Source organism: Planctomyces sp. SH-PL14 (assembly GCF_001610835.1).
Classification (GTDB): Bacteria; Planctomycetota; Planctomycetia; order Planctomycetales; family Planctomycetaceae; genus Planctomyces_A.
The window spans coordinates 5,885,650-5,904,432 of sequence record NZ_CP011270.1 but is presented as its reverse complement, the minus strand read 5'-3'; the positions used below and the strand labels follow the sequence as shown (position 1 = coordinate 5,904,432).

The 18,783-nt window shown below is 67.7% G+C and carries 13 protein-coding genes; 5 read left to right on the top strand and 8 right to left on the bottom strand.

Annotated features, from left to right (window positions below):
• Positions 1-54: 54 nt before the first annotated feature.
• The gene (locus VT03_RS22715) at positions 55-1,365 is read left to right on the top strand and encodes a TAXI family TRAP transporter solute-binding subunit (protein ID WP_197489054.1); all 1,311 of its coding nucleotides are present in this window, start codon (positions 55-57) and stop codon (positions 1,363-1,365) included.
• A 123-nt stretch (positions 1,366-1,488) separates the two neighbouring features.
• A complete protein-coding gene (locus VT03_RS22710; protein WP_075095119.1) occupies positions 1,489-2,244 on the top strand; it encodes an SDR family oxidoreductase in 756 nt (251 codons plus the stop codon).
• A 389-nt stretch (positions 2,245-2,633) separates the two neighbouring features.
• On the opposite strand, the gene VT03_RS22705 is transcribed toward VT03_RS22710, so the two are convergent.
• A complete protein-coding gene (locus VT03_RS22705) occupies positions 2,634-3,701 on the bottom strand; it encodes an NAD(P)H-dependent flavin oxidoreductase (RefSeq protein WP_075095118.1) in 1,068 nt (355 codons plus the stop codon).
• A 610-nt stretch (positions 3,702-4,311) separates the two neighbouring features.
• Between VT03_RS22705 and VT03_RS22700 the strand changes: the two genes are divergently transcribed.
• On the top strand, positions 4,312-5,373 hold the full coding sequence (locus tag VT03_RS22700; protein WP_075095117.1) for a DUF1559 domain-containing protein: 1,062 nt from the start codon (positions 4,312-4,314) through the stop codon (positions 5,371-5,373).
• Between the two features lie 74 nt (positions 5,374-5,447).
• Complete coding sequence (locus tag VT03_RS22695) at positions 5,448-5,963, top strand: hypothetical protein (RefSeq protein ID WP_082846445.1); 516 nt, start codon at positions 5,448-5,450, stop codon at positions 5,961-5,963.
• 22 nt (positions 5,964-5,985) lie between these two features.
• Here VT03_RS22695 and VT03_RS22690 read toward each other — a convergent pair whose 3' ends face one another.
• On the bottom strand, positions 5,986-6,762 hold the full coding sequence (locus VT03_RS22690) for a hypothetical protein (protein ID WP_075095116.1): 777 nt from the start codon (positions 6,760-6,762) through the stop codon (positions 5,986-5,988).
• A gap of 433 nt (positions 6,763-7,195) precedes the next feature.
• Between VT03_RS22690 and VT03_RS33735 the strand changes: the two genes are divergently transcribed.
• Complete coding sequence (locus tag VT03_RS33735; RefSeq protein WP_075095115.1) at positions 7,196-8,998, top strand: HEAT repeat domain-containing protein; 1,803 nt, start codon at positions 7,196-7,198, stop codon at positions 8,996-8,998.
• A gap of 332 nt (positions 8,999-9,330) precedes the next feature.
• Here VT03_RS33735 and VT03_RS22680 read toward each other — a convergent pair whose 3' ends face one another.
• The 6 genes from VT03_RS22680 to VT03_RS22655 all read right to left on the bottom strand — a co-directional run bounded on the left by VT03_RS22680 (position 9,331) and on the right by VT03_RS22655 (position 18,443).
• On the bottom strand, positions 9,331-9,753 hold the full coding sequence (locus VT03_RS22680) for a hypothetical protein (RefSeq protein ID WP_075097240.1): 423 nt from the start codon (positions 9,751-9,753) through the stop codon (positions 9,331-9,333).
• A 121-nt stretch (positions 9,754-9,874) separates the two neighbouring features.
• Positions 9,875-10,924, bottom strand: coding sequence for a DUF1559 domain-containing protein (locus VT03_RS22675; protein ID WP_075095114.1), 1,050 nt, complete (start codon positions 10,922-10,924; stop codon positions 9,875-9,877).
• A 298-nt stretch (positions 10,925-11,222) separates the two neighbouring features.
• Positions 11,223-12,683 carry a DUF1501 domain-containing protein gene (locus VT03_RS22670; RefSeq protein ID WP_075095113.1) on the bottom strand — a complete coding sequence of 487 codons (1,461 nt, stop codon included), beginning with the start codon at positions 12,681-12,683 and terminating at the stop codon, positions 11,223-11,225.
• Between the two features lie 113 nt (positions 12,684-12,796).
• Complete coding sequence (locus VT03_RS22665; RefSeq protein WP_075095112.1) at positions 12,797-16,018, bottom strand: DUF1549 domain-containing protein; 3,222 nt, start codon at positions 16,016-16,018, stop codon at positions 12,797-12,799.
• 56 nt (positions 16,019-16,074) lie between these two features.
• Entirely contained in the window at positions 16,075-17,904 is a 1,830-nt protein-coding gene (locus tag VT03_RS22660) for a FecR domain-containing protein (RefSeq protein WP_075095111.1), read from the bottom strand.
• Positions 17,901-18,443 carry a sigma-70 family RNA polymerase sigma factor gene (locus VT03_RS22655; RefSeq protein ID WP_075095110.1) on the bottom strand — a complete coding sequence of 181 codons (543 nt, stop codon included), beginning with the start codon at positions 18,441-18,443 and terminating at the stop codon, positions 17,901-17,903. The genes VT03_RS22660 and VT03_RS22655 overlap by 4 nt, the downstream gene beginning before the upstream one ends.
• Positions 18,444-18,783 lie beyond the last annotated feature (340 nt).

The window sequence follows — 18,783 nt, the reverse complement described above, 5'->3', positions numbered from 1 at the left end:
GTTTGCGATAGATTGGGCAGGCCGAACTCTCCCTGTCCCGTCTCGCGGATGTTCATGAACAAGTCCCCGTTTCCCCCCGTGGTCGACGGCCGGATCCAGCGGACGCTCGCCGTCCGCTGGCTCACGCTGGCGTGCCTGGCGATGGTGGCCGTCTCCGGCTTCCTGCTCCTCCGGAACCTCCGCGAACCGACACTCCCGGTTCGCCTGAGCGCCGGGCAACCGCTCAAGCGCCGTCACGCCATCGCCGAGGTCCTCCGGGACGAAGCCCGCGCCGCGCGGCTCCAACTCGAACTCGTTCCCACGGCAGGCTCCGAGGAAAGCCTCGTCAAAGTCAGCCGCGGCGAGATCGACGCCGCCCTCGTCCAGGGGGGGATGGAACGGATCGCCGGCGTCTCGCAGATCGCCATCCTCTGTCCCGAACCGATCCACGTTCTCATCCGTCCCGAGCTGGTCGACGAACACTGGGAAGCGCTCGCGGGGAAACGGATTCATCTCGGCCCCCTGGGAAGCGGAACGCGGCGGCTGGGGCTCAGGCTCCTGGACTTCGCCGGCCTCGCGCCGGGCGACTTCCAGGACGACAGCCGCTCGGAAGAGAACCTTCGCCAGGCGGACCCCGGCGACCTTCCCGACCTCCTCTTCACCGTCTCCAGCCTCCCCTCGCCGCTGGCGGAGTGGCTCGTCCAGCAGCGGGGCTATCGACTGAAGGGGCTGCCGTTCGCGGAAGCGTACTCCCGGATCGACGTCCAGGTCCGCTCGGAGTCGATCCCCGCCTGCATGTACCAGACCGATCCTGCTGAACCGCGCGAGGACATTCCGACGGTCGCGCCCTCGATGGCCCTCGTGGTCCGCAGCGATCTCTCGACCGACGCCGTGTCACGGCTGATGTCAGTCCTCTACGAGGGGGATTTCGCACGCAACGCCGCCCTCCCGGCCCTCGACGCCGCCGAGCTGGCGCGGCTGCGGGAGTTCTCGCTCCATCCCGGCGCGGTCTCCTATCTCAACCGCAACGAGCCGATCCTGAGCAACGATCTGATCGAAGCGGCGGAGAACCTGCGGAGCTTCCTCGTCTCGGCGGCCATCGCCCTCTTCCTCCTGTGGCGGTGGTCAGTCCGGCGGAAGGCGGTCGGCCTCGAGATCTGGCTCGACCGGGCAACCGCGATCGAGCTCGCCTGCCTCGACCAGGCGGCCCAGGGAGCGTGGAACGAGGCCGCCGCGCTGGAACAGGAACGGGCGCTGAGCCGCCTCAAATCCGAGGCCCTGGAGCAGTTCTCGGCGGGGAAACTCAACAGCGACGAGGACCTCCGCAACTTCCTGCTGCACATCGCGGATGTCCGCAGCGTGCTGCATGGCCTGGAGCGCCGCTGACCGCCGTCGACAGTGGCCGACGACGTTGGCGCGGCGCTCTCTCTGGACCGCGGAGCAGAAGCTCGTCACTGTCGTCGGCACCCGGTTTCAGGGGACAGTTCCAACGGACAACGGGAAGGTGTGATGGCCGACGCAGGGAAAGTTGCACTGGTGACGGGAGCCGGGTCCGGGATCGGCCGCGCGGTGGCGCTGGCCCTGCTCGGAGAAGGCTACCGCGTCGTTCTGGCGGGCCGGCGGCTGGAGACACTCCAGGCGACGGCGGCGCTCGCTCCCGCAGGCACGACGGCTCTGCCGGTCGCCGTGGACGTGACCGACCCCGCGTCCGTCCGATCGCTCTTTGAACAGACGGCGGGGGCCTTCGGTCGGCTTGATGTGCTGTTCAACAATGCCGGCACCGGCGCGCCGGCGGTCCCGCTGGAGGACCTGACGTTCGAGCAGTGGCGGGCGGTGGTGGACGTCAATCTCACGGGTCCGTTCCTGTGCACGCAGGAGGCGTTCCGGCTGATGAAGTCGCAGACGCCGCGGGGCGGGCGGATCATCAACAACGGCTCGATCTCGGCCACGGCGCCGCGGCCCAACTCCGCGCCGTACACCGCGACGAAGCACGCCATCACGGGGCTGACGAAGTCGACGTCGCTGGACGGCCGCAAGTACGACATCGCCTGCGGTCAGATCGACATCGGGAACGCGGCGACCGAGATGACGGCCCGGATGGTGAACGGCGTCCCGCAGGCCAACGGGACCATGATGGTCGAGCCGCGGATGGATCCGGAGCACGTCGCGCGGGCGGTCGTCTACATGGCGGGGCTACCGCTGGATGCGAACGTGCTGTTCATGACGGTGATGGCCACCCAGATGCCGCTCGTGGGGCGTGGATGAAGTCGTTGCTCGAACACCGCTGTCGCCGGCACGCCTCCGATAGCTCAAACCCAACGTGCCACGGCAGCCTGGGGTCAAGGGGGCCACGCCCCCTTGCCGCCGGAGGCACTTCCATGAGGAACCGTGGGACACAACGGGCGTCCGCTTTGTGGAACCGGCGTTGAGGACTCACCACTCGCCCCGGGATCCTTGCGGATTGATGTTGGGACATCCGGCACGTTGTCCGCACTTGGACACGATCTCCTTCAGACATCTCTCGACGGCCAGGCCTCTGGCGGGCAAGAGGGCCCCATAAAACAACACAGGCCCCCCTTGCATCCCCCACCAGGGTCGCCCCTGGACCCGGTCGGCCGACGATCTTGAATTGCACATCGGCAGCCCGCGGACACTCAACAGCTCGCCAACGCCCGCTCGGTCTCGCTTCCCAGCTGCCTCACCAGCTCACCGGCGGGCATCACCCGGGCCAGCGGAGCCCCCTGCCCGGCCCACTGGGCTCCGTAGCCGAACTCGCCGGTCGCCTTGGCGGCGGCATGCAGCGCCTTCCCCGCGTCGTAGGCGATCGGGTACTCCGGGACCGCATCCCGGACGCCCTCCTGCTCCAGCGCCGTGAAGCGATTGGCCAGACAGCGGGCGGGACGGCCCGAGATGACTCTCGTCATGACGGTCCGCTCCGCCGGCGGGCCGAGGAGCGCGGCCCGGTAGCCTGCGTCCGCCGACGACTCCGGACAGGCGACGAACGCCGTCCCGAGCTGCGCGGCGACCGCCCCCAGCATCAGCGAAGCCGCGATCCCCGCTCCGTCCATGATCCCTCCCGCCGCGATGACCGGCAGGTCGAGCCGGGTCGCCAGCAGCCGGGTCAAGGCCACGGTCCCGAGGCAGTCGTCCGCCGCATCGGGATCGAACACGCCGCGATGTCCGCCGGCTTCGTATCCCTGCGCGACCACGGCATCGACTCCCGCGGCGGCAACGGCACGTCCTTCGGCGAGACTCGTCGCCGACGCGAGAAGAATGATCCCCGCCGTGCGAAGGGCGTCGATGCGTTCCCGCGGGGGAAGGCCGAAGTGAAGGCTGACGATCGCGGGACGCTCCTCGAGCAGCACCGCCAGCCGGGCGTCGTCGTTCAGAAACGACTCATAGATCTCCGTCAGTCGCGCGGGCGGCTTCGCACCGTACCGCGCGAACTCCGGCCCCAGCCGCGCCAGCCACGCCGCTTCGCGAGCGGCATTCGCGACCGCCGGCCGATGGCAGAACACATTGACGTTGAACGGCCGGTCCGTCTTCGATCGAACAGCGGCGATCATCCGCCGCGTCCCCTCGGCATCGACCGCCCCAACCCCGATCGAGCCCAGCCCTCCCGCATTCGACACCGCGGCCGCCATCTCCGGCGTCGAGACCCCGGCCATGGGAGCCTGAATGATCGGCCGCTCGATCCCGAGTCGCTGAAGGAACGTGTCCAAGTGGAGTCTCCGTCGCACCGACACAGTGTTAGCCCACATCAGCCCGCGTGAGAATGCCGCTCTTCAAACGGGCATTCGGAAGTCGGTGCAAAGGCCTCGGGAGGGCGAGGCTCCCGCCGAGCCGCAACGGTGGTGGACGCAAACGACGTCTCCTCGACATGGCCGGAAGAATGTCCGTCGTGACCTGAGGCCGTGTTGACGCGGTCAGGAACCGGCGCGGCTCAGCAGGAGCTTCGCCCTCCCGTTTCGCGATCATCAACGACGCTTTGCGCAACACCATCCATGAGCCAAGCCTTATTCCAACCTTCCCACCGCTCGGATTCCTTTCTCACCAGCTCGAAAACCGCCCTCGCCGGCACGACATCCATCCGCTCAAACCCATCGTTCCACGGCCATCCGGTCCAGCGGGACGCTGGCTGGTTAAGTTTGTGTAAAAGCGGGTTTTCGGGCGTAACGGCGGGGGGCGCTCTGCGACATACCTGGGACGCCGGAGGACCGCTGCGGGATGCGGGCCCTGGGAACGTCAGGCCCCGTTGATGCGAATGGCGCATCGGCAGGACCGGCGGGCTTTCGCCGGTATTCGACTCGATAGAGGGTTAGGTTCGATCTCATGTCGCGACGTTCGAAATCCGGTTTCACTTTGATCGAGCTGCTGGTCGTGATCGCGATCATCGCCGTCCTCGTGGCCCTGCTCCTCCCCGCCGTCCAGCAGGCGCGGGAAGCGGCCCGCCAGTCGAGCTGCAAGAACAACCTCAAGCAGTTCGGCCTCGCGCTCCACAACTACCACGACGTCGCCAACGTCTTCCCTGCCTTCACCGGCGGAGAGGCGCTCCGGATGTCCGGCTTCATCGCGCTGCTCCCGTACATCGAGCAGGGGGGGATGGCCCGGGAAGTCGAAGCTCTACCGGCGAACAACCGCCCGTGGAGCAACAACGCCCCCTGGACCAAGAAGATCGGCGTCATGGCCTGCCCGAGCGACGCCGGGATGACGGACCCGGTCAACGCGGGCAACACCCGCGGCAAGCGGAACTACGTGTTCTGCGTCGGCGACGGGGAAGCGGGGAACGACTTCGGCTGCAACCGCCCGCTGGACAGCCGCGGCCTGTTCGCCCACGTGCAGTGCCTGAACCTGAGCAGCGTCACGGACGGCTCGAGCAACACGATCGCGATGTCGGAGATCGTCGCCCCCACGTCGACGAACGGCCCGGGGATCGTGGCCAATACGCTCCTCCCGGCGAACGCGATCAGCCCGGCCGCCTGCACCGCGCTGTGGAACGCGGCCCTCAAGACCTATCCGGGCGGGGCCCACAACTCTGACGCGATGCGGGGCTACCGCTGGGGTGACGGGGCCTCGATCTACTCCACGTTCTCGACGTCGGTTCCTCCGAACTCGTCGAGCTGCTTCACGCGGAACTCGCGGAGCAACGGCGGCTTCGGGATCTTCAACGCGGGAAGCCTGCACGCGGGTGGCGTCCAGGTCCTGATGGCGGACGGCGCGGTCCGGTTCATCGGCGACAACATCGACACCGGCAACCAGGGGGCGGTCCTGCCGACGAGCGGCTTCCAGAGCTGCACGGTAGACCTGACGTCGCCCGGCTCCGGCAAGAGCGCGTACGGGGTGTGGGGGAACCTCGGCACGCGGGGCGGCGGAGAGCTCCTCTCGGACTTCTAAGTTCGCCCGCCGGCATTGAAGGAACGCCCCGGCGCAACGTCCGGGGTGCTTCTCCCCCCAAGGTCTCCCCGCTCATGTTCGCCCGCCCCACCTGCACCGGTCTTTCCGCAGACCTCGCCGCTTCGGCCTCCCCGTCCCGGCGTCATGCGCGTCCGCGAACGACGTCCGTTCTCACGGGGCTGCTGGCGGTCGTGGTGCTGACCGGCTGCGGCGGCGGCCCGAAGACCGACCGGCCGGCGACGGTCCCGGCGCACGGCGTCGTCACCTATCGCGGCGAGCCGGTCCCGGAGGCGGTCGTGGTGTTCCAGCCGAGCGCCCACAAGTACGCGGCGGCCGCGACGACTGATGCGGAGGGGAAGTTCGACCTCAAGGCGTTCCCTCCCGAATCGGGTGCCGTCCCGGGGGCGTATCGCGTGACGCTGATGAAGATCTCGCAGGACGACGTAGTCTATGAGAAGAAGGCCCGCCGCTCCGTTCCCCAGCCCAAGTCGCTGATCCCGGCCAAGTACGCCGACCCGACGAAGTCCGGCCTCACGGTGGAGATCTCGGCAGAGGGGGCGGAGGAGCTGCGATTTGAGCTGAAGGACTGAAGGACCGCTGGCGGGGTACCGGCTACGAATCGGCGAAGGTGCCGATTGCTTTGAGCCCCTGGTCGCTGACTTCCAGGACTTCGAGTGTCACGGGGTGTCCCGACTCCTGGTACTCGCGGAGCGCCACGCCCCCCAGGCGTCCCAGGAAGTCGATGTTCTGTCGGGCGAGGACATAGACGAAGTCGCGGACCGGTACGACAACCAGCACGGGCCAGCCCAGCGTCGGCTCCACAATCTCCCGGAATCGCGGAGACAGAATCAGCGACGCTTTGAACGGCGTCTCCTCCGCCGACAGCATCCCGAGCTTCACGCCGTCGATCTCGTCGACCTCCAGCGTCGTCTCCCCGGCCAGCTGATCCATGTTCGCGTTGGCCAGCGCCATGACCTCCTGCCGCGAAACCTGCCACTCCGTCAGATGGGGCGTCCCGATCCATGAGATGCGGGATCCGTCCTCCGAGACAAACACAAAGAGTTTCAGCAGGTTCTCGGTGAGTCCTTCGTGGAGGATCTGGCTGAAATCGACGTCGTAGTCCGAGGGCTCCAGGGAGTAGCGAAGAAGCGGTTTGACTTCAGGCCAGCCCGGTCGGGCAGGCTGCTGACGGCGAACAAGCTGCTCCACGAACCGGGCAATCGCCGCCGGATCTCCGTCGCGCTCGAAATCACGGCGGATGTTCGCGAGGCTCACGGACGCGTCCATTTCGCCGAGTGCGATCTCGTATTGCCCGTCATCGGCGATCGAGAACTTCAGACCGCGGCGCGTGAGCTCGTCCTGGAAGAGTTCGTCGGCGGTGGTCGACATCGCGTGTCCCTGGGAACGGCTGCCGAGAATGAGACGCGGGAATCACGTCCCGCAATGTAGCCATCTCGCTCCCGCGGGATGAGCCCACTCACGGCGAAGGCAATCAACTGTTCCACAAAGGGGACGTCCGTTGTGTCCCACAGTTCCTCACAGAAGCGCCTCCGGCGGCAAGGGGCCCTGTGTTGTTTCTTGGCCCCTTGACCCCGGCTGCCGTCGCACGTTGGGTTTGAGCTATCGAGCCGATCCGGCAAGGACGCCGCTCGAGCCAGCGGGCTTGATGCCCGCCGCCGACGGAAGTCATGATGCCCCCACTTCTGCGGCCGGCGTCGACACTGTTCTGAGGCAACGTTCCGATCCCCGTGCGCCCGCACGATCACAACCCGGAACCTCATCCTCCCCAGCTCGCGCCCGGCCCTGACCCCACGAGGCAGGCATGGCCGTTTCGATCGATGACCTCATGGCCTCCTACGCGCTCCAGATCGGCGCCTTCCTCCACAAAGCCGGCTACAAGATCGACTTCTCACCGGAAAGCCTCGCCGAGCTCGACCGCTTCTTCGACGAACAGGCGCCTGGCGGACAGGCCCGCCCCAAAGGACTCCTGGCCCGCGAACTCGGCATCCGGCTCATGGCGATCGGCGCCTACGCCGGCGAAGTCGTGCGGATGAAAGTCGGCGGCACCTGGGTCGGCGATCCCGACGACCCCGAGATGGAGATCAAGGTCCACCTCGACCTTCCCGACGGAATCACCGTCTTCCCCACGCAGCGGGTGATGAAGCGGTACCGACAGGGGCCCGAGAACAGCCTGCGGGCCTGGGGCCACCGCTGCGGCCTTCCCCCCACCCGGCCCGCCGCGGCCCCGCGGGGCTGGGTCGTCCCCGATGAAGGGGAAGGAGAACTGGAGGCGCTCCCGCTGGAGATCTTCGCGAAGCCATCGCTCGTAGAGCGGCTCTGGCTCGATCGGCCGGCGGTCCAGATCGGACTCGTGCTGTGGGTCCTGATGGCGTTCATCGGCGGCTGGTATCCCCCGCTGGCGGTGATCTCGCTCCTGATTGGCCTTGTGGGTGGCTGCGGGATGGTGCTGATGTCCTGGTGGTCCGCCTTCCGGTATGTCTGGAAGAACGAGCCGGGCTTCTGCCTGTTCTTCCTCTTCCCGTTCTACTTCATCCGCTACGCGATCCTGACGCTGCCGCACACCCGGCGGGCGGTCTGGCTGCTCGCCGGCGGTCTGGGGACCGTGATCGGGTCGCTTGTCGTCCTCATGCCGATCCAGATGCTGGGGGCCTACCTCGCGGGGAACGTCGGAAAGCCGAAGCCGGCCATCGCGGTGGTGGACAACGGCCAGGCTCCGCGGATCGCCCCGGCCGTCGCTCCCGGGAACGGACCGCCCGCCGCGCGAGGGGCGCCGGATCCGACCGAGAGCGACATGTTCGTTCCCCCGCCCCCCGGCGCTCCGCCGTTCACTCCTCCCGGCGTCCTGCCTCCCCCGGGATCCATGCCGCCGCCCGGGTTTGTCCCTCCGCCGGGCTTCATGCCTCCGCCGGGGACCATGCCGCCCCCCGGCTACATCCCCCCGCCCGGAGCGCCTCCTTTCGGTCTGCCCGGGCCCGACATCCGCCGGCCGCGGCAGGGGGATCAGGCGGCGCACGATGCCCGGGTCGCGGCCCTGCGTCCCAAGTCGATCGATGAAGCGATCAGGAACGTGGATTCGACCGATGGTGCGGTGCGGCGTCAGGCCCTGGAGTATTTGAAGGAGACGCCTCGGGATGCGGGCCGCCCCGATGTTGCGGAGAAGCTGCTCGCGATGGCGAAGGTCGATCCGGAGCGGGTGACGATGGAGGCGTTGTTGAAGTGGTCCGGCCCGGAGCAGTTCGCGGGGTTGGGGGAGTTGTTGTTGCGGGTGCCGGAGTACCAGGCGACGAAGGTGTTGAAGGCGATGATGGCGATCGACCGGGAGAAGACGCTGGATCTGTGTGGTGAGTTGCTCGGGAACCGGTCGTTGCGGACTTGGGTGAAGATGGTGATGGGGGATGAGAAGGAGGCGAGTGAGCGGGTGCTCATTCCGCGGCTGAGTGATCCGGACCGGGATGTGCGGTATGCGGCGGCGGATGTGTTGCGGGGGGTGGGGACGTCGAAGTCGTTGCCGGCGCTGGAGGCGCAGATTGCGAGGGAGGGGGATGCGACGGTGAAGCGGACGATGGAGTCGGTGGCGAAGTCGATCTCTCGGCGCAAGAGATAACTCTCACCTCACCGGGTCCAGGGGCACCCTGGTGGGGAGTGCAGAGGGGCAACGCCCCTTTGCCCGCCGGAGGCCCTCTCGTCGAAAGATGTCTGAAGGAGTGAGTGTCCAAGCGCGGACACCGTGCGGTATGCCCCCTCACCAACCCGCGGCGCTTGCGAGGCGAGCGGTAAGTCCTCAACGCCTGTACAACAAAGGGGACGTCCGTGGCGTCCCACGGTTCCTCATGGAAGCGCCTCCGGCGGCAAGGGGGTGAGACCCCCTTGACCCCGGCTCGCCATGGCACGTTGGGATTGAGCTAACAACGCTGTGCCGGCAAGGACGCGGTCCGACTACTTCGATGTCAGATCGAAATCGATCGACTTCTTGTCCGCAGCCACCTCCGCCGTCAACTCCGTCGCCGCATGGTATTTCTTCGGCAACAACTCCTTCCGCCCGGGGACGACCGGACTCCCCTCCCCACCCGACTGCGCCCGCTCCGTCGTGATCATCACCTTGTGCGCCCCCGGCAACGCCCCCCACCGGTCCTCCGTAAACTGCAACCGGTACGTCCCGCTCGCATCGGTCAGGCCGACCGCGGTCCGCCCCTTCTCCGGCACGAACAGGATCGTCGCCTGATCCAGCGGCTGACCATCCAGCTTGATGATCCCCGACACCGGCACAATCTCCGGCCCGGCCGAACCACACCCCGCCGCCATCCCCGCCACAACCACAGCCGCTCCCACGCACGGCCAGCGCATGCCGCTACGAAACATCAGCCACTCCTCCAGGAAAACGAAAAGAAAAGGCCGGGCGGCGGGACCGCCATCCGCTCCGATGAACAGTCCCGCCCCCACGGCCAAGGCCGGCCCGCCTTGCTCATGACACCCGCGGCGCTCAGTACTCCGAAGCGACCACGCCGTCCTCAATCCCCGCCAGCGCCTCCAGCACACTGTCGGTGCCGTTGGTCACCATGTTGTTCTGGATGTTCTCGCTCAGGAACGCGACCCGCCCGTCCCCGAACGCAAAGTGCACCCCGCCCACGTGCCGGCTGCTGTACGACTGGCTGCGGAACGTATCGACGGCGGTCAGCACCGGGTTGATCCCCTCATGGACGCTCCCGGCAATCGACATCAGCCCCTGGTTCGCCGCCGGGCTCGTGATGTCTTGCGACGACGGCCCCAGCCCGTTGTAGTCCCGGACGCAGAACAGCATCCCGGCATTCATGAGGATGCTGTTCGACTTGTAGGCCCGCTCGCCGATCAGGAGCGTGTTGCTCGACCCGTCGACGAAGTCCCGCAGCGCACAGCTGCTGTCCATCCAGAACGGCCCCGTCGCGCCGGTCGTCCCGTCCTTGCCGTTCGTCGCCCGCCGCTGACGGACGTTCTTCGTGTTGTTCGAGACGACGTAGTTCGTCACCGACAGGCCGGTGTCCCCCGCCCCGCTCACGAGCGAGATCGTGTAGCCCAGGCTCGTCCCGGTGTCATGGAAGGCCGGACCGTTGTCCGAAGGACAGCGGAAGACGCCGTAGTTCTTCCGCATCTCGTCGCGGCTGTCGACCAGCGCCTGACTCGGCGTCTGCCCACCGACATTCAATTTGTTATAGAGACCCGAAAGCTCGACGTAAGGGAGCAATAGCGCCGACCACGCCCAGTGCCCGTGATTGTCCCCGGTAATGGATGTCGCCGCCCGCTGATGAACATAAGCCGGCGGGAGGACGCCGAACGTCTCGGTATAACTATGGACCGCCAGCGCCAGCTGCTTGAGGTTGTTCTGGCACTGCGACCGCCGCGCCGCCTCGCGGGCCTGCTGCACCGCCGGGAGCAGGATCGCCACCAGCACGGCGATGATCGCGATGACGACCAGCAGCTCAATCAGCGTAAAACCAGGCGTTTTCCGCGTCCGACGGGGCGCGGGGGACACAACGACAGCGGGCGGAGGGGTCATGAGCGACTCCGGGAACGAAAGGAAGTGAGAATGGATCGAACCGGGTCAGAACCCCGGACCGTGGAAAAGCAGGCACCGCATTTGACACGATCCTATAAACGACGACCGGCCAGTCAATCAACAGAGGATCGCCAATCAGACAACTTTTAACTAAATCCTGTTAATGCCGATCGGGACGAGTTTTAATTATGCGCGCGCGGTCGCAACGTCCGTCGATAGCGCCCGAAGCAAATCGAGCGCACACGAGGACGTTCGCCGGACCACGGCAAGACCGCGTCCCGGAATCAGCGAACCGGAGTCATCCGCGAACGAGCTGCTCGCAGAACTCCCCTTCGTTGATCGTCGGCCTCTCCGGCCGGCCCTTGTGGATATACGTGAGGTCGAGGTTCCCGAGACCCAGGAGGTGCAGGATCGAGGTGTGCAGGTCGCGGACGTGGAGCTTGTTCTCCACGGCCCGGAGGCCGAGCTCATCGGTCGTCCCGATCGCCTGCCCCCCTTTGATTCCGCCGCCGGCCATCCACATCGTGAACCCGGTCGGGTTGTGATCGCGGCCGTTCCCCTGCTCCGACATCGGCGTCCGGCCGAACTCGCCCCCCCAGATCACGAGGGTCTCGTCGAGCAGGCCGCGGGCCTTGAGGTCCTTGAGCAGCGCCGCCACGGGCCGGTCGGTCCCGCGGCACAGCTTCGAATGGTTCGCCTCGATCCCGGAGTGCGCGTCCCACTTGCTCCCCGCGCCGCTGTACAGCTGGACGAAGCGGACACCCCGCTCGACCAGCCGCCGCGAGAGCAGGCACAGCCGGCCGAACGGCTCCGTCTCCTTGTCGTCGAGCCCGTAGAGCCGCTGCGTCTCGAGCGTCTCCTGCGAGAGGTCGACCGCCTCGGGGGCCTGGGCCTGCATCCGGAAGGCGAGCTCGTAGCTCGCGATCCGGGCGTCGAGCTCGCTCTGCTCGGGATGCTGGCCGGCGTAACCGCGATTGAGGCCGTTGAGGAATTCGAGCTTCGCCCGCTGCTGAGCGGTCGAGATCGCCTCGGGGTTCTTGAGGTTCGGGACCGGCTCGGTCCCTTCGGAGAGCCGGATCCCCTGATAGACCGCGGGCATGAACCCCGCGCTCCAGTTCCGCGGCCCGTTGACGACCGACGAGCGGTTGTCCTGCATCACGACGTACGCCGGGAGGTCCTGGTTCTCGGTCCCCAGGCCGTAGCTGACCCAGCTCCCCAGCGACGGCCGCCCGCCGAGGATCGAGCAGGTGTTCATCTGGCAGACGCCGGAGGAGTGGTTGATTCCTTCCGCCCAGCAGGAGCGGATCACGGCGATGTCGTCGACCATCTGGGCCGTGTGCGGCAGCCAGTCGGAGACCCACAGCCCCGACTGCCCGTGCTGCTTCCAGGTCCGCTTGCACTCGAGCAGCGGTGCCCGGGCTTCCCCCATCGCCAGGATCACGGAGCCGAAACTCTCGGGCAGCGGCTTCCCGGCCAGCTCATTGAGAAGCGGCTTGGGGTCGAAGGTATCGAGATGACTCGGCCCCCCCTCCATGAAGAGGAAGATCACGCTCTTGGCGGTCCCCCCGAAGTGCGGCTTCCTCGCAGCGAGCGGGCTCTTCGGCGCGACCGGAGCGGCCGAAGGGGACCCCGACGGCGCAGCCATCGCCCGGGCGTTCCCCAGCATCCCGGCGAGCGCCACGGCGCCAAAACCGGCCCCGCTGCGGGTCAGGAAGTCGCGGCGGGTGGCGGGGATCTCGATATGCGGGAGTCGGTTCATGTCAGGACTCACAAAAAACGAAACGTGTCCCAGACCAGCCCGAAGCGCAAGCGAGGGATTTCGCCGTCGCCCCTCGCTTGCGCTTCGGGCTGGTGTTGGTCTGACCGCTGGAATCAATCGACGTACAAAAACTCGTTCGAGTTCAGCAGCGCGTGGCAGAAGTCGACGAACGCCCGCCGACGCGGGTCGTTGCTCGGCGATTCGGCCGCGGTCCACTGGATGTTGAGCCGGCTGTCCGAGCTGTCCTGCAGGACCCCCGGCTCAACCTCGAACTGCCAGTACCCGAGCGTCCCCTTCGCCACCCCTTCGGCGGTGTAGAGGAGTTCGTTGAGAGCCAGGGCCCGGCCGGTGAGGCGGATGTCGTCGATCAGGCCGTCGAACCCTTCCTGCCCGCGGCTGCGGCAGCCGATCGACAGCGGTTCCTCGTTGTCGAACCCGCCGGTGATGTCATGCGCGACCTGCGCCGTCTGCAGCGGCTCGTCGTCGTTCGACAGGTCCTTGAGGTAGAACGTGATCGACCCCGGCTCGCCTTTGCCACCGCTCTTGCCACCGGCCTTCGCCAGCCGCACGACGGCCCCCACGAAGTACGGCTTGTTCAGCTCGACGAGGTGATCGGAGAAGACCGCCGCCTCGCCGAACGTGCCGCTGAGCTTGCGGCCGTGGATCTGGACAACGAGCGTCTGCGGTTTGCGGCGGGACCCCTTGCCGGTCACGCCGAGCGACCACCCCGGCTGGTCCCCCGCGCCGGCCCACTTGGAGACGAGGGGCCGGACCGCTCCGGTGTCGTAGACCGAGCGGAGCTGGAAGAACCCTTCGACGGTGAAGTCGCTCCCCTCCGCGTCATCGTGGTCGCCGTTCATCATCGAGGAGTGCGGCACGCGGAGCCGCTTCTGCTTCGGATCGGTCCCGATCAGGACCGCCTGGCCGTCGCGGTACGGGATCTTCCCCGTCGCGATCTCGGTCGTCGCCCGCTCCTGCGCGCCGCCGGCGATCCGCTCGGCCTGCTCGGCGACGAACGCCGTCGCCGCCGCCAGTTCGTCGGACGTCGGCGCCCGGCCGTAGACCCGCCACCAGGCATCGCTGATCCGGAGCGACGGGTCGGTCGAGGCGGTCCCCCACACGCCGTCGGCGAGCTGGCTGGCGTACCGCAGGAGCTCGGGGCTGTTGATGAGCATCAGCGACTGGACCGGCGTCGTCGTCGTGTTGCGGGAGGACTCGCTGGCAAAGAACTGCGGCAGGTCAAAGGCGTCGAGCAGCGGGTCGCGGGCGTTCCGCATCTGGCGGACATAGAGGGTCCGCCGCGGGCTGTCGCCGTTCCCCCCTTCACCGCCGACACCGAGCTTGAGCTGTCCCGAAGCGGCCAGGATCGAGTCGCGGATCTGCTCCGCATCGAGCCGGCGGGTATTGGCCCGCCACAGGAGACGGTTCTCCGGATCGACCTCGCGGCAGAGGGCGAGCTGTGGATTCGTGCTCGACTGCCGGTACGTCTCCGACGTGACGATCAGCCGGTGCAGCGCCTTGATGCTCCAGCCACCGCGGACGAACTGCGTCGTCAGCCAGTCGAGGAGTTCGGGATGTGAGGGAGCCTCGCCGAGCTTGCCGAAGTCGCTCGCGTTCGCGGCGAGCCCCCGGCCGAAGTGCTGCTGCCAGACCCGGTTCACGAGGACTCGCGCGGTGAGCGGATGCTCGGATCGGGTCAGCCACCGGGCGAGCGCGGTCCGCCGGCCGGTTGAGTTCGGCAGCGCCGCCGGGCTGGCGGGGGCGGGATCGAGCAGCGTCAGGAAGCCGGGCTCGATCGGGTCCTTCGCCTTGCCGGGGATGAAGGTCGGGGCCGCGGCGGGGCCGAGGTCGCGGGCCGCCATGACGACCGGGAGCGGCGCGGGGCGGAGCTTGTCGAAGGCGGAGAGCTGCTTCTTGAGGGCGATGAGCTGCTCCTTCTTTTCCCCCTTGAAGCGGGTATCGAGCCGCTCGTATTCGAACTCGACCTGTCGCTCGATCAGCGCGGAAAGCTGGTGGTCGTACGGCAGCTTGTCGCCGTCCGGCTTCCAGTAGACCGCCTGGATCCGCTCCGGGAACCGGCCGACGGCACTGTCGCGGGCCGCCTTGCGGACCGGGGCTTCCAGCTCCTCGATCTTGGCCCGGATCTCGGCGGTCGCCTCTTCCCACTTCCGGAGCTGTTCGTCGTAGGCCTGCCGGTCGGCGTCGCTCGCCGGGGCGGTCTCGTCGCGGGGAATCAGCGAGGCGAAGAACGCCTGCAGCCGGTAGTAATCCTTGTGGAGGATCGGGTCGTACTTGTGATCGTGGCAGCGGGCGCACTGCATCCCCAGGCCGAGGAACACATCGCCGACGTTGTCGGTGATGTCGTTGAGAATGATCGCCCAGTGTCCTTCGGCGTCGCGGCTGTTGTACTCATAGATCCAGTGCCGCAGGTACCCGGTGGCGACGAGCGCATCCGGGTCGCCGGGGAACATCTCGTCCCCCGCGAGTTGCTCCTGCACGAAGCGGTCGTACGGCTTGTCGGCGTTCAGCGAGCGGACGACGTAGTCGCGGAACCGCCACGCGTTCGGCCGGTAGTGGTCGATGCGGTAGCCGTCGGAGTCGGCGTAGCGGACGAGGTCGAGCCAGTGCCGCGCCCACCGCTCGCCGTACTGCGGCCGGCTGAGGAGCGAGTCGACGAGATTCTCATAGGCATCCGGCGCGTCGTCCTGCACGAAGGCCCGGACTTCCTCGGGCGACGGCGGCAGTCCGATCAGGTCGAACGACAGGCGGCGGATCAGCGTCACGCGGTCCGCCTCGGGAGCCGGACTCAGCTTCTCCTGACGCAGCCTCGCGTGAACAAAGCGGTCGATCGCCTGCGGCTCGGTCCCCTCGGGCAGAGGCGGGTCTTTGACGGGCTGAAAGGCCCACCACTGGCGGTCCTCGGCGGTGAGCTTGTCGCTGTCCTCGCGGCGGATCAGCGCGGTGTCTTCGCCCGGCCAGGGGGCTCCGATCGCGACCCACTTCGTCAGGATCTCGATCTCCCGCTCGGGGAGCTTGCCGACGGGGGGCATCTCGAACGACTCATACCGGATCGCCTGCACGAGCGGGCTGTCATCCGCCTTCCCCGGCACAACCGCGGCGTCGCCCGACTCCCCCCCCTGGAGCATCCCGGCCCGCGAATCGAGCCGCAGCCCCCCCTTGGTCTTCTCGGCGGAGTGACACTCCAGACACCGCCGCACGAGCAGCGGCCGGACCTCGCTCTCAAAGAACCGCAGGTGCTCGGGAGAGGGCGCATCGGCCCCCCGGCCGGAGGTCGGCAGGAGGAGGAGCACCGCAATCAACAGATTCGTTCGCATATCGCTCTGAGTTCACCGAAGTCCGATTCGACTCGTCCGCCGCCGGGGCCTCGTCCCTAGTCCCGTTCCGCGGGCAACCCGCCAATCCACACCGGGTCCACGTAGTGCTTGTCATCCCCGGCGTCCTGCAGGAACAACCCCTCGACCGAGGCTCCCGCGGGGTAGCCGAGGTCGGAGAGGTCGATCCCGACCGCCAGGGCCCGGAACTGCATCGTCTGCCGCGAGGTGAGGATCTTCTGCCGCCGCAGTTCGTCGAGGTTGCTGGAGGTCTTGGCCATCGACCCGACGGCGAACAGCGCGACCGGCTGGGCCTCGGCGGAGGCCATCGTGATGTCGAAGCGGCGGATCGTGTGCGACCGCAGCCCCGGGGCAAACTGGAGGGGGCTGATGTGGAACGCGTCCCCCGGCGGCGGATAGACCGCCGACTGGATCTCAAACAGCACGACATCCGGCCCCGCGCTGTTGACGACCGGCCGGTCGAAGCGGAACGCCATCCCCTGTGTCGGAACGGGAGTGGGCGTAGCGGCATCGCCGTTGGCGGCGCCGTCCGCCGGTGTCGCTGCCCGTCGCGGGTCGGGGAAGACCGGATCGCTCGTCAGCGGCTCGCGGGACATCCCGGGGTTGATGAGGCCGGTGTTGAGGGCGTTGTCCCGCCGCATCGCCGCCTCGGTCGTCCCCTTGAAGTTCCCGGCGACCGCCAGGTTCGAAGCCGAGACGCTGCTCGCAAAGTGGATGATGTCGACCGGGATCAGTTCCTCGACGCGGTACTCCCGCTCGATGCCCCTCCGCTGGACCTTCACGCTCTCGAGGTTCTCGACCCGCCCGTCGACGGTCTTCGACGCGGTGTAGGAGATGACCCGGTCCGGCAACCCCGACTCATAAGCCTGTTTGTCGAAGCCGATCTGGCGGGAGCGGTCCGGCTCCCGCAGCGAGTACCGCCGCGCCTCGCCGGTCGCCAGCCGGGCTGCCGCCGCCTCGGGCCGCTCGGCCTCATGGACCTCCGCCAGCCCTTCGACGACCTGCACGTCCGAGTCCCCGGACTCGTGAACCCGGACCGAGAACCGCGTCCCGAGATCGACGACGCGGGTCTGCGGCGTCGTCACCTCAAAGCCCTCGGCTCCGTCCGGAGCGTGCACCGAGCACTTCCCGACCCGCAGATCGAGCCGCATCGCCGACACCCAGACGAACGCGGCCGGCGCGGTGACGATCGCGGTCGCTCCGCAGGAGAAGGCGATCTCGACCTGTCCTTCGATGAGGGCGTATTCGTGTCCCCGCTGCAGGTTCGATCCGACCGGCGGGGTCAGTTCGCCGAACAGGACCGCCCCCGCGGTCCGGGCCAGCCATGCGTTGGCAATGAACCGTCCGACCATCAGCCTGTCGTTCGCGGCGCCGGGGGTCGCGTTCCCCTCATTCGTCGTCTCCGGCGCAGCGACCGTTCCGGTGCCGGCTGCCGTCGCGGGCCGGTTGTCGGCCCCAGCCAGGTTGCCTTTCCCGGGCCGAACGGTCGCGACGCCGCGCTGCAGCGTCGTTCCGACCCAGACCCCCGCCAGCAGGAGGGCCGCAAAGCTGCCGCCGATGATCCACGTCCGCCGCCCCAGCCGCGCGGCATTCCGGGAGACGGACGGCTCCCGTCCCACCTGCGGCAGCGATCCCGCGAGCGCCGCCGCCACATCCGCCGCAGGATTGATCTCGACCTCGGTCCCCAGGATCCGCCGCAGCCCCAGGTGGAGGTCGATGAAGTCGCAGTAGGCCCGCCGCGCCTCGGGGCTGCCGCGGAGGAGTTCCTCCAGGCGGGCGTGCTGGCTGTCGGTCAGCCGCTCGGCCGCGAGGGCGTCGAGGAGTTCCTGAAGTTCGAAGACGGGATCGGGCGAGCGGTCGGGACTCATGATACGGCTCCTTCGGCAGCGAGCCGGCGGTCGACGCACTTCATCAGCATCTGGCGGATGCGGGAAAGGCGGTTGTAGACGGTCTGGAGGGCGAGGCCGCTGGCGGCGGCGAAGGCACTGAGCTGTTCGCTCGTTCCGTAGAAGGCGGCGACGAGGTCGCGATCGGCAGCCTTGAGCTGATCGACGCACTCCCGGAGAGCGGAGAGGCGGTCGCCGGACCGGGCCATCTGTTCGGTGCGGGCGACGGCGAGCTGTTCCATCAGTTCCGGCGAGAACTGCAGGCGTTCGCGTTCGGCGGAGCGGAGGAAGTTTTTCACTTCATAGAAGGCGACGCCGCAGGCCCAGGAGAGGAAGTCCTTTTCGCGGTCGTACTCGGCGAATTTCCGCCAGAGGATGAGGCTGCAGCGCTGGAAGACGTCTTCGGCGTCGGCCCGGTGTGGCAGGAGGGTGTAGACGTAGGCGAAGAGGCGGTCCTGATGGCGCGCAAAGAGAGCGAGGAACTCTTCGTAAACCTCGTTCGATGGGAGGGTTGCGTCCAACGCCAGAGTCTGCCGGGAAGTCTCCGGGCGTCTCGACGAGGAGGCGCCTCAGGAGAGATCGTCCGGCGGCCGGTGGAACTTACCGGTCAAAATCAGAATTTTTTGATTCGAAGGACGTCCTGGCCGGCACGGCGCCGATAGCTCAAGCCCAATGTGCTACGGCAGCCGGGGTCAAGGGGGCCACCCCTTGCCGCCGGAGGCACTCCTGTGAGGAACCGTGGGACACAACGGATGTACCCTTTGTGGAACCGGCGTTGAGAACTCACCGCTCGCCCTGGAATCCCCGCGTGTTGATGTGGGGGCATCCGGCACGTTGTCCGCGCTTGGACACAATCTCCTT

Bases quoted from the DNA above. Each gene is read 5' to 3' on its own strand.
- VT03_RS22715 (WP_197489054.1), top strand. From the start codon at position 55: ATGAACAAGTCCCCGTTTCCCCCCGTGGTCGACGGCCGGATCCAGCGG.
- VT03_RS22710 (WP_075095119.1), top strand. From the start codon at position 1,489: ATGGCCGACGCAGGGAAAGTTGCACTGGTGACGGGAGCCGGGTCCGGG.
- VT03_RS22700 (WP_075095117.1), top strand. From the start codon at position 4,312: ATGTCGCGACGTTCGAAATCCGGTTTCACTTTGATCGAGCTGCTGGTC.
- VT03_RS22695 (WP_082846445.1), top strand. From the start codon at position 5,448: ATGTTCGCCCGCCCCACCTGCACCGGTCTTTCCGCAGACCTCGCCGCT.
- VT03_RS22690 (WP_075095116.1), bottom strand. From the start codon at position 6,762: ATGTCGACCACCGCCGACGAACTCTTCCAGGACGAGCTCACGCGCCGC.
- VT03_RS33735 (WP_075095115.1), top strand. From the start codon at position 7,196: ATGGCCGTTTCGATCGATGACCTCATGGCCTCCTACGCGCTCCAGATC.
- VT03_RS22680 (WP_075097240.1), bottom strand. From the start codon at position 9,753: ATGTTTCGTAGCGGCATGCGCTGGCCGTGCGTGGGAGCGGCTGTGGTT.
- VT03_RS22675 (WP_075095114.1), bottom strand. From the start codon at position 10,924: ATGACCCCTCCGCCCGCTGTCGTTGTGTCCCCCGCGCCCCGTCGGACG.
- VT03_RS22670 (WP_075095113.1), bottom strand. From the start codon at position 12,683: ATGAACCGACTCCCGCATATCGAGATCCCCGCCACCCGCCGCGACTTC.
- VT03_RS22665 (WP_075095112.1), bottom strand. From the start codon at position 16,018: ATGCGAACGAATCTGTTGATTGCGGTGCTCCTCCTCCTGCCGACCTCC.
- VT03_RS22660 (WP_075095111.1), bottom strand. From the start codon at position 17,904: ATGAGTCCCGACCGCTCGCCCGATCCCGTCTTCGAACTTCAGGAACTC.